The organism is Achromobacter sp. 1011791174, assembly GCF_059760925.1.
Window position 1 is genome coordinate 40645 of sequence record NZ_JCBANH010000020.1, and the last position, 23543, is coordinate 64187.

General features: G+C 68.4%; 24 protein-coding genes. 12 read left to right on the forward strand and 12 right to left on the reverse strand.

Annotation, left to right across the window (positions count from 1 at the left end):
* Positions 1–102 precede the first annotated feature (102 nt).
* Together ispB and AC6LJ5_RS09960 are read right to left on the reverse strand one after the other, a co-directional pair.
* Positions 103–1068 (reverse strand): octaprenyl diphosphate synthase, encoded by a 966-nt coding sequence (gene ispB / locus AC6LJ5_RS09955; protein ID WP_498140369.1) that lies wholly within the window; start codon positions 1066–1068, stop codon positions 103–105.
* A gap of 148 nt (positions 1069–1216) precedes the next feature.
* Positions 1217–2401 carry a fumarylacetoacetate hydrolase family protein gene (locus tag AC6LJ5_RS09960; RefSeq protein WP_498140370.1) on the reverse strand — a complete coding sequence of 395 codons (1185 nt, stop codon included), beginning with the start codon at positions 2399–2401 and terminating at the stop codon, positions 1217–1219.
* A gap of 137 nt (positions 2402–2538) precedes the next feature.
* Between AC6LJ5_RS09960 and AC6LJ5_RS09965 the strand changes: the two genes are divergently transcribed.
* The 5 genes from AC6LJ5_RS09965 (at position 2539) to proB (ending at position 6716) form a co-directional block, all read left to right on the forward strand.
* Positions 2539–3297, forward strand: a complete 759-nt coding sequence (locus tag AC6LJ5_RS09965; RefSeq protein ID WP_498140371.1) for an IclR family transcriptional regulator — start codon at positions 2539–2541, stop codon at positions 3295–3297.
* Positions 3298–3594: 297 nt separating this feature from the next.
* Entirely contained in the window at positions 3595–3906 is a 312-nt protein-coding gene (rplU, locus tag AC6LJ5_RS09970; RefSeq protein ID WP_103271416.1) for a 50S ribosomal protein L21, read from the forward strand.
* Between the two features lie 35 nt (positions 3907–3941).
* Entirely contained in the window at positions 3942–4202 is a 261-nt protein-coding gene (gene rpmA / locus AC6LJ5_RS09975) for a 50S ribosomal protein L27 (RefSeq protein ID WP_006216229.1), read from the forward strand.
* A 184-nt stretch (positions 4203–4386) separates the two neighbouring features.
* Complete coding sequence (gene obgE / locus AC6LJ5_RS09980) at positions 4387–5523, forward strand: GTPase ObgE (protein ID WP_498140372.1); 1137 nt, start codon at positions 4387–4389, stop codon at positions 5521–5523.
* A gap of 56 nt (positions 5524–5579) precedes the next feature.
* On the forward strand, positions 5580–6716 hold the full coding sequence (gene proB / locus AC6LJ5_RS09985) for a glutamate 5-kinase (protein ID WP_103271418.1): 1137 nt from the start codon (positions 5580–5582) through the stop codon (positions 6714–6716).
* Here the strand turns inward: proB and AC6LJ5_RS09990 are convergent.
* A complete protein-coding gene (locus tag AC6LJ5_RS09990) occupies positions 6685–7404 on the reverse strand; it encodes a winged helix-turn-helix domain-containing protein (RefSeq protein WP_498140373.1) in 720 nt (239 codons plus the stop codon). The genes proB and AC6LJ5_RS09990 overlap by 32 nt on opposite strands.
* Positions 7405–7462: 58 nt before the next feature.
* On the opposite strand from AC6LJ5_RS09990, the gene AC6LJ5_RS09995 reads away from it, so the two are divergent.
* Entirely contained in the window at positions 7463–7930 is a 468-nt protein-coding gene (locus AC6LJ5_RS09995) for a helix-turn-helix domain-containing protein (protein WP_369869731.1), read from the forward strand.
* A 124-nt stretch (positions 7931–8054) separates the two neighbouring features.
* Here the strand turns inward: AC6LJ5_RS09995 and AC6LJ5_RS10000 are convergent, their stop codons facing one another.
* Positions 8055–8645, reverse strand: coding sequence for a SecDF P1 head subdomain-containing protein (locus tag AC6LJ5_RS10000; protein WP_103271419.1), 591 nt, complete (start codon positions 8643–8645; stop codon positions 8055–8057).
* A 375-nt stretch (positions 8646–9020) separates the two neighbouring features.
* On the opposite strand from AC6LJ5_RS10000, the gene thiC reads away from it, so the two are divergent.
* On the forward strand, positions 9021–10934 hold the full coding sequence (gene thiC, locus AC6LJ5_RS10005) for a phosphomethylpyrimidine synthase ThiC (RefSeq protein ID WP_392412788.1): 1914 nt from the start codon (positions 9021–9023) through the stop codon (positions 10932–10934).
* A 94-nt stretch (positions 10935–11028) separates the two neighbouring features.
* On the opposite strand, the gene AC6LJ5_RS10010 is transcribed toward thiC, so the two are convergent.
* The 7 genes from AC6LJ5_RS10010 to gpmA all read right to left on the reverse strand — a co-directional run bounded on the left by AC6LJ5_RS10010 (position 11029) and on the right by gpmA (position 19459).
* Positions 11029–12441 (reverse strand): FAD-binding oxidoreductase, encoded by a 1413-nt coding sequence (locus AC6LJ5_RS10010; RefSeq protein ID WP_498140374.1) that lies wholly within the window; start codon positions 12439–12441, stop codon positions 11029–11031.
* Positions 12442–12526: 85 nt separating this feature from the next.
* Positions 12527–13234, reverse strand: coding sequence for a FadR/GntR family transcriptional regulator (locus AC6LJ5_RS10015; protein WP_498140375.1), 708 nt, complete (start codon positions 13232–13234; stop codon positions 12527–12529).
* Between the two features lie 184 nt (positions 13235–13418).
* On the reverse strand, positions 13419–14606 hold the full coding sequence (locus AC6LJ5_RS10020; protein ID WP_498140376.1) for a GGDEF domain-containing protein: 1188 nt from the start codon (positions 14604–14606) through the stop codon (positions 13419–13421).
* A 134-nt stretch (positions 14607–14740) separates the two neighbouring features.
* Positions 14741–15496, reverse strand: a complete 756-nt coding sequence (locus AC6LJ5_RS10025) for a HesA/MoeB/ThiF family protein (RefSeq protein ID WP_103271423.1) — start codon at positions 15494–15496, stop codon at positions 14741–14743.
* Positions 15493–16935 (reverse strand): S41 family peptidase, encoded by a 1443-nt coding sequence (locus AC6LJ5_RS10030; protein ID WP_103271424.1) that lies wholly within the window; start codon positions 16933–16935, stop codon positions 15493–15495. Before AC6LJ5_RS10030 ends, AC6LJ5_RS10025 begins: the two co-directional genes overlap by 4 nt.
* A gap of 108 nt (positions 16936–17043) precedes the next feature.
* Positions 17044–18657, reverse strand: coding sequence for a murein hydrolase activator EnvC family protein (locus AC6LJ5_RS10035; RefSeq protein WP_498140377.1), 1614 nt, complete (start codon positions 18655–18657; stop codon positions 17044–17046).
* 49 nt (positions 18658–18706) lie between these two features.
* Positions 18707–19459 (reverse strand): 2,3-diphosphoglycerate-dependent phosphoglycerate mutase, encoded by a 753-nt coding sequence (gene gpmA / locus AC6LJ5_RS10040; protein WP_103271426.1) that lies wholly within the window; start codon positions 19457–19459, stop codon positions 18707–18709.
* Positions 19460–19635: 176 nt separating this feature from the next.
* Between gpmA and AC6LJ5_RS10045 the strand changes: the two genes are divergently transcribed.
* From AC6LJ5_RS10045 to AC6LJ5_RS10065, 5 genes are read left to right on the forward strand one after another with little or no spacing between them, the layout of a single operon-like run.
* Positions 19636–20055: a rhodanese-like domain-containing protein gene (locus AC6LJ5_RS10045; protein ID WP_199770938.1), complete on the forward strand. Its 420-nt coding sequence runs from the start codon at positions 19636–19638 to the stop codon at positions 20053–20055.
* A gap of 58 nt (positions 20056–20113) precedes the next feature.
* Positions 20114–20371 carry a glutaredoxin 3 gene (grxC, locus tag AC6LJ5_RS10050; RefSeq protein WP_103271427.1) on the forward strand — a complete coding sequence of 86 codons (258 nt, stop codon included), beginning with the start codon at positions 20114–20116 and terminating at the stop codon, positions 20369–20371.
* Between the two features lie 41 nt (positions 20372–20412).
* Positions 20413–20952, forward strand: coding sequence for a protein-export chaperone SecB (gene secB / locus AC6LJ5_RS10055; protein WP_498140378.1), 540 nt, complete (start codon positions 20413–20415; stop codon positions 20950–20952).
* Between the two features lie 31 nt (positions 20953–20983).
* Positions 20984–22042, forward strand: coding sequence for an NAD(P)H-dependent glycerol-3-phosphate dehydrogenase (locus AC6LJ5_RS10060; RefSeq protein WP_498140379.1), 1059 nt, complete (start codon positions 20984–20986; stop codon positions 22040–22042).
* Between the two features lie 37 nt (positions 22043–22079).
* A complete protein-coding gene (locus AC6LJ5_RS10065; RefSeq protein ID WP_103271430.1) occupies positions 22080–23072 on the forward strand; it encodes a Bug family tripartite tricarboxylate transporter substrate binding protein in 993 nt (330 codons plus the stop codon).
* On the opposite strand, the gene AC6LJ5_RS10070 is transcribed toward AC6LJ5_RS10065, so the two are convergent.
* Entirely contained in the window at positions 23069–23539 is a 471-nt protein-coding gene (locus AC6LJ5_RS10070) for a tRNA (cytidine(34)-2'-O)-methyltransferase (RefSeq protein WP_103271431.1), read from the reverse strand. The genes AC6LJ5_RS10065 and AC6LJ5_RS10070 overlap by 4 nt on opposite strands.
* Positions 23540–23543: the final 4 nt, after the last annotated feature.

The window sequence follows — 23543 nt, forward strand, 5'->3', positions numbered from 1 at the left end:
TCCCGTACTTCAGACTTGCGCACTTGCTTTACTGCTCTTGCTCTTACTACCAACTTGCTTCACTACTGCAGGTTTGGCATCGCTGCCTCACCGCTTTTTTCGCTAGCGATCTCTGTTCACCGCGAAAGCGCAGAATTCTAACAGAGATTTTTGGAAAACGGAAATGGGGTAGTTCGACAGGGCATTGCGAGCCAGTTCGGCCTCGGCTTCGGCGGCCTGCATGGCGTGCTCCAGCGCGTCGGTGGCCTGGATGGCGGCGGCCACGGCGGCGAAGTCGGCGTCGCCGGTCTTGATGGCGTCGCGGATCAGTTGCTGCTGCTCGGGCGTGCCCACTTCCATGACGCGGATCAGCGGCAGCGTGGGCTTGCCTTCGCGCAGGTCGTCGCCCACGTTCTTGCCCAGCGCCGCGGCGTCGCCGCGGTAGTCCAGCACGTCGTCGACCAATTGGAAGGCGGTGCCGACGTGGCGGCCGTAGGCGGCCGCGGCGGCTTCCTGCTCGGGCGTGGCGCCGGCCAGCACCGCGCCGACCTGGGCGGCGGCCTCGAACAGCTTGGCGGTCTTGTAGCGCACCACCTGCAGGTAGCGCTCCTGCGAGACGTCGGGGTCGTGCACGTTCAGCAGTTGCAGCACCTCGCCCTCGGCGATCACCGTGGTGGCCTCGGACAGGATGCTCATGATGCGCATCGAACCGGCCTCGACCATCATCTCGAACGAGCGCGAATACAGGTAGTCGCCCACCAGCACGCTGGCGGCATTGCCGAACACGGCGTTGGCGGTGTCGCGGCCGCGACGCAGGTCGGACTCGTCGACCACGTCGTCATGCAGCAGCGTGGCAGTGTGGATGAATTCCACCACGGCGGCCAGCAACTGGTGATTGGTGCCTTCATAGCCCAGCGCGCGCGCCACCATCAGCACCATGGCCGGGCGCATGCGCTTGCCGCCGGCGCCGATGATGTAGTCGCCGATCGTGCGGATCAGGACCACCTCGGAATTCAGCCGGCTGCGGATAACCGCATCGACGGCCTTCATATCGTCTGCAATGGGAGCGATGAGCGCGGGGAGATTCAAGACGTATCCGGATTGTGAAGCGAGCCGCGTGGCGGACTCTTACCGCAAGGGCCCCGTCCGGCGGGCGGTCGGGGAGGATTCGACCGGGGATTATACGGGCTGGCCAAAACAGGGACGCGTCTTGTCCGTCCCTGGCCGCGCCCCGACCTCAGCCCGTGGCGGCCCCCGCCAGCAGCCCCCGCCGCGCCAGGCTCGCGTACAGCGCCCGCAAGCCGAAGTCCCAGGGAGGAATGGCGGTGCACTCGCCCACCTCGTTGACCAGCGCGCCCAGCGGGCCGGAGGCGATCTCGACGCGGTCGCCCATCGCGTGGGTGAAGCCGCTGCCCGGCCCGTGCCGGTCCTGCGTGGGCGAGAACATGGTGCCCAGGAACAGCATGCAGCCGTCCGGGTACTGGTGGTGCGCGCCCAGGGTCTGGCGCACCAGGTCCAGCGGATCGCGGCTGATCTGGCTCATCAGGTTCACGCCGGCCAGCGAGAAGCCGTCGGGCCCGTCGATGCGCAGCGCCACCTCGGCGACGCGCACGCTGTCCAGGGTGAAATCGGCGTCGAACAGCCGGATGAAGGGGCCGATGGCGCAGGAGCCGTTGTTGTCCTTGGCGCGGGTCAGCAGCAGCGCGCTGCGCCCTTCCACGTCGCGCAGGTTGACGTCGTTGCCCAGCGTCGCGCCCACGATCTGGCCACGGCTGTCCACGGCCAGCACCAGCTCGGGCTCGGGGTTGTTCCAACGTGATTCGGGCAGCACGCCGATGCGGGCGCCATAGCCGACCGAGGCCATGGGCGGCGCCTTGGAGAAGACCTCGGCGTCCGGGCCGATGCCCACTTCCAGGTATTGCGACCACTGGCCGCGCGCCACCAGCGCTTCCTTCAGCGCCATGGCCTCGGCCGAGCCGGGCCGCAGCCGCGACAGGTCCGAGCCGATCAGGCCCTGCAGGCGTTCGCGGATCGCCTCGGCCTGGCCGGCATCGCCGCCCGCCTCTTCCTCGATCAAGCGTTCCAGCAGGCTGACGGCGAAGGTGACGCCGGCGGCCTTCACCGGTTGCAGGTCGCAAGGCGCCAGCAGGCGGGCCGGGCCGCCGGCCAGACTGGACGCCAGCCAGTCGCGCGCGTCGCCCAGCGGCTCGCCGGGCGCGGACCGCGCCAGCTCGACGCGGTCGGGCCGCTCCAGCAGGTCGGCCATGGTCGGGGCCACGGCGGTGATGTCGAACATCCGGCCGCCGCGCACCGCCACCACGCAGGGGCCGTCCTGCGGCGCCGGGCGCCAGACGCGGCCGACCAGCAAAGCGCGGTCCAGGTCGGCGGGCAGGTGATGATCGGGAATGGTGGGAGCGGCCATGCGGGTTCCTTGGGTCCGAGTTTCGTCCGGGGGTTGTTCGGTCCCAGGCGCGATGCGCCAGGGACTGCGTCCGAGTCTAGGAGCGGCTTGCCACAACGTCCAATATGCTAGATTTCTGTTCAACCTATTGGACACTCATGCCTGACACCGCCGACGTTCCCGCCATTCGCCGCGCCCACGACATCCTCAGGACGCTGGCCGCGCAACCGGGCCCGGTGAAGGCCTCCGAATTGATGCGCGCCTGCGGCCTGCCCCGCAGCACGCTGTACCTGCTGCTGGACAGCCTGGAGCGGCGCCGCTGGATCGAGCGCCGCGAGGGCGGCTACATCGTCGGCATCGAGCTGATGGCGCTGGGCGCGGCCTACCTGCGCCACGACAGCCTGCAGACCGCCTTCCACCGGGTGGCGGCGGAATTCGTGGCGCGCTGCAACGAGGTGGTGCAACTGGCGGCGCTGGACGGTTTCGAGGTGGTCTATCTGGCGCGCGAGGACGCGCGCCGGCCGGTGCGGCTGGTGTCCGATCTGGGGCTGCGGCTGCCAGCGCACGCCTGCGCGCTGGGCAAGGCGATGCTGGCCGGGCTGGATCCGGCCGAGCTGGACGCGCGCCTGCCCGCCAAGCTGGCCCGAGTCACCGAACGCACGCTGGCCACGCCCGAGGCGCTGCGCCGCGAACTGGAAGAGGTGCGCCGCGACGGCCTGGCCCAGGACCGCGAGGAGGTCGCGGCCGGCCTGACCTGCTTTGCCGCCTATGTGGGCGTGACGCCGCTGGGCAAGCGGCTGGCCGTCAGCACGTCCATTCCCTCTGACCGGCTGGACGAGGCCCACCGGCAGGCCGCCATCGCCGGCATCCGCCAGGTGGCGCGCGAGCTGGCCAAGCTGACCGCCGCCCTGCCCTGAGGCCGGCGCGCCACAGCTAAACCCTTAGCCCGCAAGCGCTTTTTGACTTTCCATGGCGGGCGGGCTAATATCCCGGATTCGGCTATTTCCTAATGGCCGAATTACGTCGGCACGTTCCGCAGCCCAAGCCCAGCCTGGATCGATCATCAGATCAGGCAGCGTTCGGTCAAAACCCAGTAGTCAGGGCGGACGGCAAGAGCGAAGGCGCCGCCACTTTGCTGCATGCCATGCGCCAAGCATGTGTGTCAGCGAAGCCGGCAGTCGGACAGGCCTTTTTACCTATTTAAGGAACACCCCATGTACGCGGTCGTAAAAACCGGCGGCAAGCAATATCGCGTTGCTGCTGGCGAAAAACTCAAGATAGAACAGATACCGGCTGACATTGGGCAAGAAATCACCCTGGACCAAGTGCTGTCCGTGGGCGAAGGCGACCAGCTGAAAGTTGGTACGCCTCTCGTCGCCGGCGCCGTGGTCAAGGCAACGGTTCTTGCGCAAGGCCGCCACGACAAGGTCAAGATCTTCAAGATGCGCCGTCGCAAGCACTATCAGAAGCATCAGGGCCACCGTCAGAACTACACCGAAATCCGCATCGAAGCCATCACGGCCTGAGAAGCGACTCGGTACCACATTAGCAGGAGCTAAACATGGCACAGAAAAAGGGCGGCGGCTCTACGCGGAACGGACGCGACTCAGAATCGAAGCGTCTGGGCGTCAAGGCATTCGGCGGTGAACTCATCCCCGCCGGTTCGATCATCGTGCGTCAGCGCGGCACGCGCTTCCACGCTGGCGTGAACGTCGGCATGGGCAAGGACCACACCCTGTTCGCGCTGATCGACGGCAAGGTTCAATTCGGCTTCAAGGGCGCGTTGAACAAGCAAACCGTTTCGATCGTCGCCGCCGAGTAATTCGGCCAGGCACGCTCTGCGACGCGGCCCGGCCGCGTCGACGAACGGCGAAAGCCCTGCCGCATGCGGCGGGGCTTTTTTATCGCCGGCCCATTTCGGGCAGAATGGTTGATGGCCCGGCCATGAACCACCCGGCTGCCGCCCTTATCGGCGCAGTCCCACACATACTTCACGCGCAGACATCATGAAATTCGTAGACGAAGCCACCATCGAAGTCGTCGCCGGCAAAGGCGGCAATGGCGTGGCGAGCTTTCGCCGCGAAAAGTTCATCCCCAAGGGCGGCCCGGACGGCGGCGACGGCGGACGCGGCGGCACCATCTTCGCCGTGGCCGATCGCAACATCAACACGCTGATCGACTTCCGCTACGCGCGCCTGCATCGCGCCAAGAACGGCGAAAACGGCCGCGGCTCGGACCAGTACGGCGCGGCCGCCCCCGACATCACGCTGCGCGTGCCCGTCGGCACCGTCATCCATGACGCCGAGACCGGCGAAGTCCTGTTCGACCTGAACCGCCACGAGCAGAAGGTCGTGCTGGCGGCCGGCGGCCAGGGCGGCATGGGCAACATCCACTTCAAGTCCAGCGTCAACCGCGCGCCTCGTCAGTGGACGCCCGGCAAGGAAGGCGAGCACCGCTACCTGCGCATGGAACTGAAGGTGCTGGCCGACGTGGGCCTGCTGGGCCTGCCGAACGCCGGCAAGTCCACGCTGATCACCCGCATCTCGAACGCCAAGCCCAAGATCGCCGACTACCCCTTCACCACGCTGCATCCGAACCTGGGCGTGGTGCGCACCTCGCCGTCGCGCAGCTTCGTGGTGGCGGACATTCCCGGCCTGATCGAAGGCGCCTCGGAAGGCGCCGGCCTGGGCCACCTGTTCCTGCGGCACCTGGCGCGCACGCGCGTGCTGCTGCACCTGGTGGACGTGTCCACGCCCGATCCCGACGCCGATCCGGTCGAGCAGGCCGTGATCGACGCCCGCGCCATCGTCGAGGAACTGCGTCGCTACGATCCCGAACTGGCCGACAAGCCGCGCTGGCTGGTGCTGAACAAGCTGGACATGGTGGCCGATCCCGAGGACACCAAGCAGCGCTTCCTCAAGCTCTACGACTGGACCGGCCCGGTGTTCGGCATCTCCGGCCTGTCGGGCGAAGGCACGCAGGACCTGATCTACGCGCTGCAGGACTACCTGGACGCCGAGCGCGAAAAGGAACAGCTGGCGCAGGACCAGGCCGACGGCATCTACGTGGCCGAAGACCCGCGCTTCGACGACACGCGCTCGGACGCCACGCCCAAGGGCGGCCAGACCGGCGGCGACGAATAAGCCATAATCGCAGCTTCATCCGATTACGCCTCTTCGCGCCGCAGTCCGCCCTGATCATGTCTGCCGAATCAACCGCCGTATCCGTCGTCTCCAACGCCCAGCGCATCGTCGCCAAGGTGGGCTCGTCGCTCGTCACCAACGAAGGCCGCGGCCTGGACCGTGCCGCCGTGGCCCACTGGGCCGCGCAGATCGCCGCGCTGCGCAAGCAAGGCCGGCAGGTGGTGCTGGTGTCCAGCGGCGCGATCGCGGAAGGCATGGCGCGACTGGGCTGGCGCAAGCGTCCGTCGGTGATGCACGAGTTGCAGGCCGCCGCCGCCGTGGGCCAGATGGGCCTGTGCCAGGCGTATGAGGCCGCCTTCGCGGAACACGGCCTGCGCACCGCGCAGATCCTGCTCACCCACGAAGACCTGGCCGACCGCCACCGCTACCTGAACGCCCGCAGCACGCTGTTCGCGCTGCTGCGCCTGGGCGTGGTGCCCATCGTCAACGAGAACGACACCGTCGTCACCGACGAGATCCGGCTGGGCGACAACGATACGCTGGGCGCGCTGGTCACCAACCTGATCGAAGCCGACACGCTGGTCATCCTGACCGACCAGCGCGGCCTGTACGATTCGGACCCGCGCAAGAACCCCGACGCCAAGTTCATCTCGCACGCGCAAGCGGGCGACGCCGCGCTGGAAGCCATGGCCGGCGGCGCCGGCAGCGGCATCGGCACCGGCGGCATGCTGACCAAGGTGCTGGCGGCCAAGCGCGCCGCGCACAGCGGCGCGCATACCGTGATCGCCTCGGGCCGCGAGCGCGACGTGCTGACCCGCCTGGCGCAAGGCGAGTGCATCGGCAGCGAGCTGCAGGCGGCGCTGCCGGTGTGGTCGGCGCGCAAGCAATGGCTGGCCGATCACCTGCGCCTGCGCGGCCGCGTGACGCTGGACGACGGCGCCGTGCAGGCCCTGCTGCGCGAAGGCAAGAGCCTGCTGCCCATCGGCGTGACCGCCGTCGACGGCGAGTTCGGCCGCGGCGACGTGGTCGCCTGCGTCGACAGCGAGGGCCGCGAATGCGCGCGCGGCCTGATCAACTACTCGGCCGCCGACACCCGGCGCATCCTGCGCCAGCCTTCATCGCAGATTGCCCGCATCCTGGGCAGCATGACCGAACCCGAGCTCATGCATCGGGATAATCTGGTCGTCCTGTAGCGTCCGCGCCCGCCTGCCCGCCCCGCGCCAGCAGGATGTAGCCCCACCCGCGCACCGCCAATACCGGCAGGTCGATATCGAGCCGCCGCGCCTTGCTGCGCAGACGCGAGACCAGCACGTCCACGCGGCGCACGCTGTCCCGCTCGACGGCGGCGTTGCGCGGCAGGAAACGCTCGCGTCGCAGGCAGTGGTCCGGCGCATTGAGCAGACGCACCAGGAAGGCGCGCTCGGTCGCGGTGAGCGGCAGCCGCTCGCCCGCCGGCCCCGCCAGCACACGCGCGTGCATGTCCACGCGCCAGGCCGGCGCGGGACGCCCAGCGCCCTGCAGCCGCCGGCACAGCGTGCGCAGCAGCGCATCCCATTCGGCCATGCTCATGTCCGGCGCCGGGCAAGCGTCCGCGCCCGCGTCCATGGCCGCGATGCGGGCCTGTGCGCAGGCGTCGGCGTCCTGCCAGGCCAGCGCCGCGCCCGGCGCGGCCCGGCGCGCGGCGGCGATGGACAGCGAAGGATCATCGTAGCGATCGCGCAGCACGATCGCGTCCGTCACCTGCCCGGACAGGCGTTCGAGCAGCGCGTTCACCGATGCGAAGCAATGGACGCGCCAGCGCAACTCACGCAGATCCTTGGCGAAATGATTACCCGCAATTTCATCGGATTGCACGACAAAGACGGTGCCTCTGTGCCACATGATCAACCCCTAACAGGCATATTACCTAAGTGATACTTATAGCCACCAAGGTAAATTCGTGGCAAGCTTCAATCGCGCTGTGAAGACATTTTCAGACCGACTGAAGCACGCACGTCTCCTTCGCGGCTACACGCAAGAGGAGCTGGCGCGGCTTGCCCGAATCTCGCAAAGTGCAATCGGCAGCTACGAAAGCAGCCTGCGCCAATCGAGCCGTTCGGCGCGCAAGCTGGCCCAGGTGCTGAAAGTCGAACTCGAGTGGCTGGAAACCGGCAAGGGCTCGATGGAGTTGCCGCTGGACGGCTACGACCTCAGCAACACGCTGCCGCCGGCGAACGTGGCCGAACCGGCGCAGCGCGCGGGTCGCAAGCCGCGCCCGCAAGCGCCATGGCCCTTTCCGAATATTTCTCCGTCGCACTTCGACGCGTTGACGCAGGACGAACGGAACATGCTGGAAGCGCTGGTGCAGACCTACATCGAAACCGCGCAGGCGCGTCGCAGCCTGAAGCCACGCCGCAAGCAAAACTAGCAGCGCCGCCCTTCCCGCTGGCGCAACAGCACAAAGCCCCCTTTGCAGGGGGCTTTGTGCTTAACGGCGGACGCGGTTGCATCCCGCGCGGCCGGCCAAGTGCGGCCGGCCAGGCGTACCGGACTCAGGGCTTGGCCGCCGGCGCCGTGACAGGCGCGGTGGCCGGCGAGCCACCGGCGGCCGGCGCGGACGAATCGCCACGGATGCGGGAAGCGATGTCGGCGGCCGCCTTCGCCGACGGCACGCCAAACGCCAGCACGCCGCGATTCAGCGGCTCGCCGATGCGCGGCGCGGCGATCAGCTCGCGGTCCAGCACCAGGACCAGCATGTTGCCGACGTTCTTGCTGCTGATGTCGTTGAGCTTGCGCGCGCCCGATTCCGAGAAGCGCAGGCCGACGAAGTTGTTGCCTTCGCGGTCCACCAGCTGGGCGGCCTCGGTCAGGTCGGCGCGCGTCAGCACGGGCTGCTGTTCCATGTAGAGCTTGCCGTCGGGCAGCGTGACTTCCGTCAGGCCCGGACCGGCCTGGGTCCTGGCCACGTAGAACTCCACCACGGAAGCCGTGGCCGAGGGCGACTGCTGTTGCTGTTGTTGCTGGCCCGTCTGGGGCGTCGCGGCGGCATCGCCGGCATTCTTGGTCGGCGCGGTCTTGCAACCCGCAAGCGCCAGGGTCAGGACCATCAAGGCGGGCGCCATGTTGCGCAGGGTCAGTTGCATGCTCGTTTCCTTCTTTGAGTAGTCTTCAGACCGGACGGCGGACGTTGCCCGCCGCAATTGACGAAAAAAGTGTACAGAACCTGATTGCCCCTGTCTCGGCAGTCTGATTCCAAATGTAAACCAGTAATACCACGCGTCGACCGCCCGCATCTTGCGCCGCAGCATCGACCACTTTGGCGGCCGGCCCCCGGCAGGCTCTATACTTCGCTTTCGCGCAGGGGTACTCGTCCCGCCCGCAGGGCGCCGACGTGTTGAGAGAGTCCCTTCGTACCAGTACGGATAATGCCGATGCTGGGAGCCGTATTTCCGCCACGCCATCGCGCGCGGCGGGGATTCATTCCCGATCGGCTCCAAACCATTCGCTTGGAGCTTTCCATGAACGCCAATCCCAAATTCCTGGCCGCCACCGCAGAAGTGGACTCGGCCGCCGTCGCGCCGCTGCCCAAATCGCGCAAGGTGTACGAGACCGGCTCGCGGCCCGACATCCGCGTGCCGTTCCGCGAGATCGAGCAGGCCGACACGCCCACCATGTTCGGCGGCGAGAAGAACCCGCCGCTGACGGTCTACGATTGCAGCGGCCCCTACACCGACCCGGACGCCAAGATCGACATCCGCCGCGGCCTGCCCGAGCTGCGCCGCGCCTGGATCGAAGAGCGCGGCGACACCGAGCTGCTGGCCGGCCCGACCAGCGACTACGGCAAGGAACGCCTGACCGATCCCAAGCTGACGGCCATGCGCTTCGACCTGCGCCGTCCGCCGCGCCGCGCCAAGTCGGGCGCCAACGTCACCCAGATGCACTACGCGCGCCGAGGCATCATCACGCCGGAAATGGAATTCGTGGCCATCCGCGAAAACCTGCGCCGCGAGCAGTACCTGGAAACGCTGCGCGCCAGCGGTCCGGATGGCGAGAAGATGGTCAAACGCCTGCTGCGCCAGCATCCGGGCCAGTCCTTCGGCGCGGCCATCCCGTCGGCCATCACGCCCGAGTTCGTGCGCGACGAGATCGCGCGCGGCCGCGCCATCATCCCGGCCAACATCAACCACCCGGAAATCGAGCCGATGGCCATCGGCCGCAACTTCCTGGTGAAGATCAACGCCAACATCGGCAACTCGGCCGTCAGCTCCGGCATCGGCGAGGAAGTCGAGAAGATGACCTGGGCCATCCGCTGGGGCGGCGACACGGTCATGGATCTGTCCACCGGCAAGCACATCCATGAAACGCGCGAGTGGATCATCCGCAACTCGCCCGTGCCGATCGGCACCGTGCCGATCTACCAGGCGCTGGAAAAGGTCGACGGCAAGGCCGAGGAACTGACCTGGGAGATCTTCCGCGACACGCTGATCGAGCAGGCCGAACAAGGCGTGGACTACTTCACCATCCACGCCGGCGTGCGCCTGCCGTTCATTCCCATGACGGCGGACCGGATGACGGGCATCGTCTCGCGCGGCGGCTCGATCATGGCCAAGTGGTGCCTGGCGCATCACAAGGAGAGCTTCCTGTACGAGCGCTTCGACGAGATCTGCGAAATCATGAAGGCCTACGACGTCAGCTTCTCGCTGGGCGACGGCCTGCGCCCGGGCTCGGGCTACGACGCCAACGACGAGGCGCAGTTCGCCGAGCTGAAGACGCTGGGCGAGCTGACCCAGGTGGCCTGGAAGCACGACGTGCAGGTCATGATCGAAGGCCCCGGCCACGTGCCGATGCAGATGATCAAGGAAAACATGGAGCTGCAGCTGGAACACTGCCACGAGGCGCCGTTCTACACGCTGGGCCCGCTGACCACCGACATCGCGCCGGGCTACGACCACATCACGTCCGGCATCGGCGCCGCGCTGATCGGCTGGTACGGCACCGCCATGCTCTGTTATGTGACGCCCAAGGAGCACCTGGGCCTGCCGAACAAGAAGGACGTGAAGGACGGCATCATCACGTACAAGATCGCGGCGCACGCGGCCGACCTGGCCAAGGGCCATCCGGGCGCGGCCATCCGCGACAACGCGCTGTCCAAGGCGCGCTTCGAGTTCCGCTGGGACGACCAGTTCAACCTGGGCCTGGATCCGGACACGGCGAAGGAGTTCCACGACGAGACCTTGCCCAAGGACTCGATGAAGGTGGCGCACTTCTGCTCCATGTGCGGCCCGCATTTCTGCTCGATGAAGATCACGCAGGACGTGCGTGACTACGCCGCGTCGCAGGGCGTGAGCGAGAAGGACGCGCTGGAAAAGGGCATGCAGGAAAAGTCCATCGAGTTCGTGAAGAAGGGCGCCGAGGTCTATCACCGGCAATAAGCGCCGGGCGCTCTCATCCTGCAACGGCCGGCTCGGGCGAACGAGCGCGACGAGATGCCAGAAACGCGGCCTGGCGACGCTCGCGGGCGGCCGCCTACAGCAGCTTGCCCGGATTCATGATGCCCGCCGGGTCCACCAGGCGCTTGATCTCGCGCATCAGCCGCAGCTCCAGCGGATCCTTGCTGTGCAGGAAGTGATCGCGCTTGAGCTGGCCGATGCCGTGCTCGGCGCTGATGCTGCCACCGTATCGGTTGACCTCGTCCAGCACCGCGTCGGTGATGGCCGCGCCCTGCGTGGCGGCCCAGTCGCGCGGCGCGCCGGCCGGGCGCGACAGGTTGTAGTGCAGGTTGCCGTCGCCGAAGTGGCCGAAGATGAAGGGGCGGATGCCGGAGAACTGCGCCTGCAGCCGGGCCTGGGCCGAGGCCATGAAGTCCGGGATGCGCTCGATGGGCAGGGACACGTCGTGCTTCAGGTGCGGGCCATCGGCGCGCTGCGCCTCGGAGATTTCCTCGCGCAGCTTCCACAGCCCTTGCAGCTGGGCCAGCGAGGCCGACACCACCGCGTCCAGGCACAGCTCGTCTTCCAGCGCCTGGCCGATCACGCTTTCCAGCAGGGCGTTCAGCGCGGCCTCGTCGGCCGAGTCGGCCAGCTCCACCAGCACATAGGCGGGGTAACGCTGGCCGAAGGGTTCCTGCACGCCTTCGGCGTGCGTCAGCACCAGGTCCAGGCAATCGCCCGAGAAATACTCGAAGGCCTGCAGGCGCGCGCCGCACTTGGCGTACAACAGCTCGAACAGGCGCAGCGCCTGGGCCGGCGACTCCACCGCCGCCAGCACCACCGAGCGCACGTCGGCGCGCGGGAACAGGCGCAGCGCCACGGCGGTGATCACGCCCAGCGTGCCTTCGGAGCCGATCAGGAGCTGCTTGAGGTCGTAGCCGGTGTTGTCCTTGCGCAGCGTGCGCAGGCCGTGGAACACCTCGCCCGTGGGCAGCACGGCTTCCAGGCCCAGCACCAGCTCGCGCGCCATGCCGTAGCGCACCACGTTCACGCCGCCGGCGTTGGTGGCGACGTTGCCGCCGATCTGGCTGGAGTCCTCGGCCGCCAGGCTCAGCGGCAGCAGCCGGCCGGCGTCCTGCGCCGCGCGGCGCAGATTGCCCAGGATGCAGCCGGCCTCGGCCACCAGGGTGTTGGCGATGGTGTCGATGCCGCGCACCGCGTTCATCCGGTCCAGGCTCAGCACCACGTTGGCCGCGCCCTGGTCGGGCGTGGCGCCGCCGCACAGGCCGGTATTGCCGCCGCGCGGCACCACCGGCACGCCGGCCTGCTGGCACAGCGCCAGGCAGGTGGCGACCTCTTCGGTGCGGCGCGGGCGCACCACTGCCTGGGCGCGGCCGTTGTACAGGCCGCGCCAGTCGGACAGCCAGGGCGCGACGTCCTGTTCAGCGGTGGCGACGGTGTCGGGGCCCAGGGCCTGGACCAGGCGTTGGGCGAAATCGGTTGAACTCATGAGAGGTGCCTGGAAACGGTGGAACTAGCGGTGGAAAGTAGGACGGGTCAGAAGCGAATCGGGTCGATGACGGGACAGCGGTGCGCTACGGCGCGTCCTCCGCCAGCGCCAGCTGCAATCGCGCGGCGGCTTGCCGAAGGTGCCCCACGGCCGCCTGGCGGGCGGCGACGGCATCCTGCGCGCGGATGGCTTCGAACACCGCCACATGCTCCTGGTGCACGGCAACGCTCAGCCCGGCCTGCTGGCGGCTGTTGGCGCGCGCCGCGCCCACGGCCTGGCGCAGTTGCAGGTTCAGGTAGCGCAGCAGGTCCGCGTAATGACTGTTGTGCGTGGCGGCGGCCACGGCCAGGTGGAACGAGATGTCGTTTTCGACGCCCTGCTCCGGGTCTTCGAGGTGCCGCTCCAGCCTCGCCAGCGAGTCGGCCATGGCGGCCAGGTCGGCGTCGTCGCGGCGCAGCGCGGCCAGCGCCGCGGCGCCGCCTTCGAGTTCCATGCGCAGTTCGTACACGCTGGCCAGTTGTTCGCGACTGGCGGCGATGCTGTCCGACAGCAGGAAGCCCTGCGCGCCGGTGCGCGAGGTGACGGTGCAACCGGAGCCCTGGCGGCTCTGGATCAGTCCCTGCGCGCGCAGTCGCTCGGTGACTTCGCGGATCACGGCGGCGCTGACGCCGTACTGTTCGGCCAGCACGCGGCCGGACGGCAGTTTGGCGCCGACGGGATGCACGCCTTGGGCGATGTCGGCGGCGATCTGGCGGGCGACCTGTTCGGTCAGGGTCAGGGAAGGCGTCAGCATGCCGCGATTATAGGCATACTTTTCAGGTTATCTGATAACTTTTCTTGGCAGCATCCAATTTTCCCGGCGAACGAGCGGCGTCCACGACGGCGCAGTCCGGGTGACGGAGAACGCTGCCCTGGCCGGGCCCTGCCCTATTCTTGCCCTATCGTGGCCCTATTTTGGGCCGATACCGCGGCCCGCCTCAGGCCGCCACGACGTCGCCTTCCTGTTGCGCGGCGTCGTCCTCGAACGCTCCGGCGACGGCGCAACAGCGGCCGCCCTGCGCCTTGGCCCGGTACAGGGCGGCGTCGGCCGCGTCCAGCGCGGCCTGGGCGTCGCGGTTGTTGCGCGAGATGATGCTGATGCCGATGGACAGCCCCACGCTCACGCGCGTGCCGTCGGCCAGCGCGATCGGATGCGAGACGTCCTGCAGCAGGTGTTCGCCCAGCCGCAACGCGGCCGGCGCGTCGATGCCGGTGACCAGCACGATGAATTCGTCGCCGCCCATGCGCGCGGCCACATCGTCCACGCGCAGCATGCCGCGCATGCGGTCGGCGATGGTCTTGAGCACCTGGTCGCCGGCGGCATGCCCATGGGTGTCGTTGATGATCTTGAAATCGTCCATGTCCATGTACAGCAGCGCGGCGGGCGTGTCGTGCTCGCGCGTGCCGGAACAGATGCGCTCCAGCGCCGACTGCAGCCCGGCCCGGTTGGCCAGGCCCGTTAGCACGTCCTCGCTGGCGCGGCGGTCGTTCTCGCGCTCGGACAGCATGGTGGACACCAGGATGCGGTTCAGCCGGTGCGAGGCGATGCTCATGCTGACCAGGTAGAACGGGATCTGGATGAAGACGATGGCGGTGACCGCCTCGCCGGTGAACAGCGCCCCCAGACACATCGGCCCCAGGCTCAGGAAGATCATCGCCGCGACCAGCCGGGGCGCGCCGTAGTTGCGAAAGCAGATGCCACCGGCCATCGCGCCGCAGGACACGCCGGCCAGCGTGGCCGAAAGCCAGTCGCCATTCAGGAAGGTGACGAAGACGCCATAGCCCACGCTGAAGGCCCACAGCAGCGCCAGCAGGATGTAGACGTCGGTATGCGTGTTGCCGCCGTGCCGCGCGGCGCGCAGCGCCGAGCGCAGCACCATGACCCGCACGGCGGCCAACGCCAGTTCCAGGATGAGCCAGGACAGGTACAGCGGCTCGGGCCGGCGCCAGGCGACGATGCCGGAGATGAGCACGGTATTGATGACGCCGCCGGCGAAGATGGGCAGCGTCCCGAACAGGCTGGCCAGCAGCGCAGCGCGGATGTCGGCGGGCGTGCCATGGCCGGCGTGGGTCAGCCAACGCGTCAAGCGCCACTTAGGCAAGCTGAACTTCAGTCCCGTATCCACCACTCTCGCGCCCCCGGCCCGGATCCACGGGCAGGCAGCGGTTATAGCAGGGATTTTTCAGTCCATACATTGGCCGCAAGGCCAATAGCACGCCGGTGAAACCGGCTGAAGCCGATAAGGCGCGGCGTGAATTTTCAGGCGGGCCGGTGTCCGCAGACCGGACATTCCGGGTCGCGCTGCACATTGACGCTGCGCCACTGCATGGTGCGCACGTCCAGCCATTGCAGCCGGCCCGACAGGCTTTCGCCGACGCCGGACAGCAGCTTCAGGGCCTCGGCGGCCTGCATGCTGCCAATGATGCCGACCACGGGCGCGAACACGCCCATGGTGGCGCAATTGGCCTGCTCGACGTCATCGGCCTCGGGGAACAGGCAGTGGTAACAGGGCGCCTTGTCGTCGCGCAGGTCGTAGACGCTGACCTGGCCGTCGAAACGGATGGCGGCGCCCGAGACCAGCGGCTTGCGGTGCTCGACGCAGGCGCGGTTGATGGCGTGGCGGGTGGTGAAGTTGTCGGTGCAGTCCAGCACCAGGTCGGCGGCGGCCACCGCGTCGGACAGGGCCTGGCCCTGCAGGCGCTCGACGCGCGCATGGACGCGGGCCTGCGGATTGAACGCCGCCAGCATGTCGCGGCCGGACTCGGCCTTGGGCCGGCCCACGCTGGCCGTGGTGTGCAGGATCTGGCGCTGCAGGTTGCTCAGTTCGACGACGTCGTCATCGGCCAGCGTGATGTCGCCCACGCCGGCGGTGGCCAGGTACAGCGCGGCGGGCGAGCCCAGCCCGCCCGCGCCGACGATCAGCACCCGCGCCGCCAGCAGTCTTTCCTGCCCCTCGATGCCGAGTTCGTCGAGCAGGATGTGGCGGGCATAGCGCAACAGTTGCTCGTCGTTCATTTTTCCTTGCTGGGCTCGACTCCGGTCGGCGTGATCTTCATGCGCTGCGCCGGGCCGCCGACCTTGGCGTCGGCCTTGGCCTGGGCGCGGGCCGAGCCCTTCTGCACCGGCTTGCCGGCCAGCAGGTTCAGCGCCTGCTGCAGCTGGAAGTCGTCCTTGCCGCCGAATTCGAAGATCTTGGCCGGCAGTTCGACGTTTTCCTGGTCGGCGCTGGATTTCACCTCGTTAGAGGTCTGCTGGTTCGACAGGTGGCGTTGCAGGTCGGCTTCGCGCGGCAGGCGGAACAGGTCGCCGTCGGCGGTGTCGGCCACCACGTAGTCGGGCTCGATGCCGGTGGCCTGGATGGAACGGCCGCTGGGCGTGAAGTAGCGCGAGGTGGTGAGCTTGACCGCGGTGCTCTCGGACAGCGGCAGGATCACCTGCACCGAGCCCTTGCCGAAGGTACGGTTGCCCAGCACCTTGGCGCGCTTGTGGTCTTGCAGCGCGCCGGCCACGATCTCGGATGCCGAGGCCGAGCCGACGTTGACCAGCACCACCATCGGCACGGTCTTGGTCCAGGCCGGCAGGCCCGACAGGTAGTTGCTTTCGCCGCGCGCGTATTCCGACGGCGAGGCCAGGTACTTGTGGCGGGCATCGGGCGTCCGGCCGTCGGTCGAGACCACCAGGGTCTCGGGCGGCAGGAAGGCGCCGGACACGCCGATGGCGCTGGTCAGGAGGCCGCCCGGGTCGTTGCGCAGGTCCAGCACCAGGCCCTTGGGGGCTTCCTTGGCGCCCAGGTCCTTGAGCTGCTTGGCCAGGTCGGAACCGGTCTTTTCCTGGAACTGGGCGATGCGGACGTAGCCGACGCCGTTGTCCAGCATCTTGCTGCGCACGCTGCGCACCTTGATGATGTCGCGCACGATCTTCAGCACGATGGGCTGGGGACGATCGGCGCGCATGATGGTCAGCGTGATCGGCGACTTGGGCGCGCCGCGCATGAGCTTGACCGCTTCGTTCAGCGACATGCCCTTGGTGGGCGTGTCGTCGATCTTGATGATGAGGTCGCCGGCCATCACGCCGGCGCGCGCGGCGGGCGTGTCCTCGATGGGGGAAATGACCTTGACGAAGCCGTCCTCGGCGCCGACCTCGATGCCCAGGCCGCCGAACTCGCCCTGCGTGGCGGTCTGCATTTCGCGGAAGGCCTCGGCGTCCAGGTAGGCCGAGTGCGGATCCAGGTTGGACACCATGCCGGAGATCGCGTTGCTGATGAGCGTCTTGTCATCAACCGCTTCGACATAGTTGTTCTTGATCGCGGCGAAGACGTTGCTCAGCTGCCTGAGCTCGTCCAGGGGCAGCGGGCTGCCGCGCTGGGCCACGGCGGATACGCCAACGCTCAGCAATACGCCTGCCACCGCACCGGTGGCGATCAGTCCGAAACCGCGAAATTTGCGAGTGCCCATGCACACTTCCCGAATTTTGTTTTCGCCGAAGGCGAGCCGCAAGCCTGCCGGCTGTCCTACGGATGTACCAACGAGTGGCTGCCAATAATGTACTGAACTGGTACTGATCTACTGCGCCAGCCACTGGGCCGGGTCGACAGGAGCGCCGCGATGGCGAATTTCAAAGTATAGGCCGGATTCCACTTGGCCGCCGGTCGCCCCGACCAGGGCGATGGTGTCGCCGCCGCCAACCGGATCGCCCACCCGCTTGAGCAGGCTCTGGTTGTAAGCATAGACCGTCAGATATTGCTGCCCATGATCCACAATGATGAGGTTGCCAAAACCACGCAGCCATTCGGCGTAGACCACCGTGCCGGGCGCGACGGCCTTGACCGGCGTGCCCTCCGGCGCGCGCAGCACCACGCCGCGCCAGACGCCGCCGTCGGGGCGGTCGACGCCGAATCGGCCCTGGACCTGCCCGCGCACCGGCATGGGCAGGCCGTGCTTCAGGCCGTTGCCGCCGCCGACCACGGGGCGCGTCGTCTGCTGCGACACGGATGCGGTCCGGGTTGGAGTGCTGTCGGCTTCGACGGGTTCCGGCTTGGATTCCGGTTTTTTCGCCGGTTCCGTCGGCTTGGCCGACGGCGTGTCGGCCGGACCGGTCAGGCGGGTATGCGACTGGCGATCGGCCGGACGCAGGCCGGCGGCATCCGGGTCGGCCACGGCGACCGGTCCGCGCTGCTGGCGGGCGGCTGCCTCGACCTGCTCGCGCGCCCGGGCCGCGTCCTGCGCATCCTGCGCATCGCGGTTGCGGCGCGCGTCGGCGGCAGCGCGGCGCTCGGCCTCGGCGCGGCGCCCTTCGTCGGCTTTCCTGCGGGCTTCCTCGGCGCGACGCTCGGCCTCGGCCTTCTTGCGCGCTTCCTCGGCCCGGCGCGCCTCTTCGGCGCGGCGCGCTTCCTCGGCCTTCCTGCGCGCCTCTTCCGCGCGGCGGGCTTCCTCGGCCTGCTTGACGATGGCCGCGTCCAGGTCGGTGATCAGGCGCGACAGACGCTGGTCGTCCCGGCCCAGCTTGTTGGCCTCGGCGCGCTGGGCGGCGATCTGCCCTTCCAGCTGGGCCAGCAGCGTGGAGCGCTCTTTCTGCTGGCCGACCAGGGCGGTCTTCTGCTCGGTGGTCTCGGCCACCACTTTTTCGATCTCGGCGCGACGGGCGTCGGCCTTGCCCTGCAACGCGGCCAGCCGGTCGATGTCGGCGCGCAGCGCCTGCACCGCCTGGGCGCGGGCCTGGGACACGTAATCCAGGTAGCCCAGATTGCGGCCCAGCAATTGCGGATCGTCGCCGGACAGCAGCGCCGTCCAGGGCGACAGGCCGCTGGTGTACTGGGTGCGCAGCTGGTCGGCCAGCTCGACGCGGCGCTTGGCCAGCGTCGCCTGCTGGGCGCCGATCTGCTTTTCCAGGCTGCCCAGGTCGGCCTGGGCCTGGCGATTGGCCTCGGCCAGCTCGCGCAGCCGCAGATTGATGCGGGAAATGGAAGATTCGGACTGTTTCAGCGCGTCGGCCGCTTCCTTACGGGCGGCCTCGCGCGTGTCGATGTCTTTTTGCAGGTTCTCGATGCGGTCGCGCAGCTGGGCCTGCTGGCGCTCGGCCTCGGACTGGCGCCCGGCCAGGTCATTGGGCGCGGCGCGGGCCGAAAGCGTTCCACCGGCCAGAACGACCGCCAACAACAACCCCGACGCGCGACGCATAACAGAACCTGTTTCCACCTGATGGAGGAGCCCTTTCGGGCCCTTGTCCTTAGTCCTTCTTGGCCTTGCCCTGGGCCGCCACGGCGGCCATGGCCGCCTCGATCTCGGCGGCATCGCCCAGATAATAGTGGCGGATCGGGCGCAGGTCATCATCCAGTTCGTAGACCAGCGGCTGGCCCGTGGGAATGTTCAGGTTGACGATGTCGTCGTCCGACACATTGTCCAGGTGCTTGATCAGCGCGCGCAGGCTGTTGCCGTGGGCGGCGATCAGCACGTTGCGGCCGGCGCGGATGGCCGGGGCGATGGACTCGTTCCAGAACGGCAGCACGCGCGCCACGGTGTCCTTCAGGCACTCGGTGGCGGGCAGCTGGTCGGCCGGCACCTTGGCGTAGCGCTTGTCGAAGCGCGGGTGGCGCTCGTCGTCCAGCGCCAGCGGCTCGGGCGCGATGGCGTAGGCGCGGCGCCAGACCAGCACCTGCTCGTCGCCATACTTGGCGGCGGTCTCGGCCTTGTTCAGGCCCTGCAGGGCGCCGTAATGGCGCTCGTTCAGGCGCCAGGTCACGCCGACCGGGGTGTACATGGCGTCCATCGCGTCCAGGGCGATCCACAGGGTGCGGATGGCGCGCTTGAGCAGCGAGGAATAGGCCAGGTCGAAGGTATAGCCTTCTTTCTTGAGCAGTTCGCCGGCCTTGCGGGCCTGTTCGCGGCCGGTGTCGGTCAGGTCGACGTCGGTCCAGCCGGTGAAGCGGTTTTCCAGGTTCCACTGGCTTTCGCCGTGGCGCATCAGAACGAGTTTATGCATGGCTAGTCACGCGCGAGCGCGGGTTAAAAGTTGGGAAATGCGGTTGAACAATGCGCTCATTTTATAATTGAGCGATTTTGCCCTTGATTTTGTCCGGGCGCACCCGCAGATTTGCCCTGCGGCGCGTCCCCGGGCTTATCGCTACCAAGGCTAGCCGCCGCACTTCAGGATGCTCCGTGGATCTTCTGCAATTCTTGCTCGATAAAAACAACGTCTTCATCGTCGCCGTGGCCGTGGTGTCCGGCATCATGCTGATGGTGCCCGCCCTGCGCAAAGGCCGGGCCGGCTCCGCCGTGAGCACCTCCGAAGCCATCCAGATGGTCAACCAGCGCCAGGCTGTGTGGGTCGACGTGCGCCCGGCCGAGCAGTTCCAGGCCGGCCACATCGCCCAGGCCCGCAGCGTGCCCGCCGCCGACCTGGAACAGAAGGCCGGCAACCTGCCCAAGAACAAGCCGCTGATCGTGGTCTGCGACAATGGCCGCGATTCGGCCCGCGCCGCCGCCAAGCTGCGCGCCCAGGGTTACGCCGACGTGGTGCCGCTGGACGGCGGCATGCGCGCCTGGCTGGCCGCGAGCCTGCCGGTCACGCAGAAGTGATTCCGGGGGCCCCGCCCCCCGCCCTCCGCCACACGGTTCACGATACGCAGGAACGCCCATGAACAAAGTTGTCATGTACAGCAAGGATTATTGCCCCTACTGCGCCCGCGCCAAGGCGCTGCTGGAGCAGCGCGGCGTGGCCGACCTGGAAATCATCCAGATCGACCGCGATCCGGCCCAGCGCGACATCATGATCGAGCGCACCGGCCGCCGCACCGTGCCCCAGATCTTCATCGGCGACACCCACGTGGGCGGCTGTGACGACCTGATGGCGCTGGATCGCGCGGGCGGCCTCGCGCCCCTGCTCAACGGCTGATCCTCTTATATTTTTGCCCCCTCCTACCAACGGAAACACTCATGGCTGACCAGAACCAAAACACCCAGCAAGAAGGCGGCAACGACGCGCCCTCGTTCAACCTGCAGCGCGTCTACCTGAAAGACCTCTCGCTGGAAATGCCGAATGCGCCCCACGTCTTCCTGGAGCAGGAAGCGCCCCAGGTGGAAGTGAGCATCGCCGTCGGCGGCCAGCGCCTGGCCGACACCGTGTTCGAAACCACGGTCACGGTCACCGTCACCACCCGCATCAACGACAAGGTGGTCTACCTGGTCGAAGGCACCCAGGCCGGCATCTTCGAAGCCGCCAACATCCCCGAAGAGCAGCTGGATCCGCTGCTGGGCATCGTCTGCCCGACCATGCTCTACCCGTACCTGCGCGCCAACATCGCCGACGCGATCACCCGCACCTCGATGCCCCCGCTGCACCTGACCGAAGTGAACTTCCAGGCCCTGTACGAGCAGCGCCTGGCCGAACTGGCCCAGCAGCAAGGCTCGGCCAACGGCAACGGCGCCAACGGCGACTCGGGCATCATCCTGCCCCCCGGCGCGACCCGCCAGTAACGCGGACCCGCGCAACCCCAGGGACCGCCCCATGACCGCTTCCGCCTCGCCCAGCCTGCGCGTCGCCGTACTGGGCGCGGGAAGCTGGGGCACCGCCCTGGCGGCGGCCGCCAGCCGCCGCCACCCCACCGTGCTCTGGGCGCGCGACGCCGCCCAGGCATCCGCCCTCGCGGCGCGGCGGGAAAACGAACGCTACCTGCCCGGCATTGCCCTGCCGCCGGCACTGCAATATTCCAGCGACCTCGACGCCACGCTCGCCAGCCTGCGACAGGACGGCGGCGCCGGCCTGATCGTGCTGGGCGTGCCCGTGGCCGGGCTGGGCGCCCTCTGCGCCGAGCTGGCAAGCCGGCTGCCCGCGCTGGGCCTGCAAGACACCCCCATCGTCTGGACCTGCAAGGGCTTTGAAGCCGGCACCGCCCGCCTGCCGCACGAGATCGTGCGCGAAGCGCTGCCGCAGGCCCAATGCGGCGTGCTGTCCGGACCGTCCTTCGCGCGCGAAGTCGCGCAGGGCCTGCCGGTGGCGCTGACCATCGCCAGCAGCGCCGCGCCCGTGCGCGAACGCACCATCCAGGCCTTCCATGGCGCCGCGCTGCGCGTGTACGCCAGCGCCGACCTGGTAGGCGTGGAGGTCGGCGGCGCGCTCAAGAACGTGATCGCCGTCGCCTGCGGCATCGGCGACGGCCTGGCGCTGGGCACCAATGCCCGCGCGGCGCTGATCACCCGCGGCCTGGCCGAGATGGCGCGACTGGGCGTGGCCCTGGGCGCGCAGGCCGAGACCTTCTCCGGCCTGACCGGCCTGGGCGACCTGGTGCTCACCGCCACCGGCGAACTGTCGCGCAACCGCCGCGTGGGCCTGGAGATCGGCGCCGGCCGCAAGCTGGCCGACATCCTGGCCAGCGGCATCACCGCCGAGGGCGTGCGCTGCGCCCAGGCCGCGCTGGACCGGGCGCGCGCCGCCGGCGTCGAGCTGCCCATCACGGAAGCCGTCTGCGCCGTGCTGTTCGAAGGCGTGGCCCCCATGACGGCGGTGTCGGCGCTGTTGGCGCGCGACGCCCGCTACGAAAGCGCGGACCCGGCCGCCCCCCCATAACAAGACCTACGTCACGACCCTCCTGGAGACCTCATCCATGTTGCAAGCCCGCAAGTTCCGGGTCGGCCGCCTGCTGCGCGGCCTGTGCCTGAGCCTGGCCGCCGCCCTGCCCGCCGCCGCCCACGCCGACTGGCCTGACCACCCGATCCATCTGGTGGTGCCCTTCCCGCCCGGCTCCTCGCCCGACATCCTGGCGCGCACGATCTCCGAGCCGCTGTCGCAGGCGCTGGGCCAGCCCATCGTGGTCGACAACAAGCCGGGCGCCGGCGGCAATATCGGCACCCGCATCGTGGCGCAGGCCAAGCCGGACGGCTACACGCTGCTCTACACGATCAACGGCCCGCTGGTCACCGCCCCCACGCTGTACAAGAAGACGCTCGGCTACGACCCGCTGCGCGACCTGGCGCCGGTCTCGCTGGTAGGCACCAGCCCCAACGTGCTGGTGGTGCCGTCCAGCCTGCAGGTCGACAACGTCAAGGACTTCGTCAAGCTGGTCAAGAGCCGCGGCAACTCGCTGAACTACGGTTCGGTCGGCCCCGGCAGCTCGGCGCATCTGGCGATGGAGATGTTCAAGGAACGCGCCGGCGTCGACCTGGCCCACATCCCGTACTCCGGTTTCCCGCAGGTCATCACCGCCATCATCGGCGGCGACGTGCAGGCCGGCTTCATGGTGCCCGCCATCGCCGTGCCGCAGACCCGCGACAACAAGGTCAGGCTGCTGGCCGTGACCAGCCTGGAACCCAGCGCCGCCCTGCCGGGCATCCCGACCATGGCCGCGCAGGGCTACCCGGATTTCGAGGCGATCTCGTGGAACGCGGTGCTGGCGCCCGCCGGCACGCCCACGCCCGTGATCGAGCGGCTGAACTCCGAGCTGGCCCGCATCATCGACAGCCCGGCGGTGCGCAAGCAAATGGAACTGCAGTACTTCACGCCCGCGCCGTCCACGCCGGAAGCGCTGACCAGCCGCATCAAGAATGAAAAAGCGCGCTGGGACCAGGTGATCCAGAAGCTGAACCTGTCGCTGGATTAGGACCCGCCGTCGTAACCCTGCTGACGCCAGGCCTCGAACACGGTCACCGCGACCGCGTTCGACAGGTTCAGGCTGCGCTGCCCGGCGCGCATGGGCAGCCGCAGCCGCTGCTGCGGCGGGAACAGCGCCTGATGCGCGTCCGACAGCCCGGCGGACTCGCGGCCGAACACGAATACGTCGCCCGGCTTGAAGGCCACATCCGCCACGCTGCGCTGCGCATGCGTGGTCAGCGCATAGATGCCGGCGGGCGCCGCGCCCGTGTCGGCCAGCGCCTCTTCCAGCGTGTCGTGCACCCGCACCGGCTGCCACTCATGGTAGTCCAGGCCCGCGCGGCGCATGCGCGCATCGTCCAGCTCGAACCCCAGCGGCCGCACCAGATGCAGCTGCGCGCCGGTATTGGCGCACAGGCGGATGGCGTTGCCCGTGTTGGGCGGAATCTCGGGGCAAACGAGGATGACGTGGAACATGGGC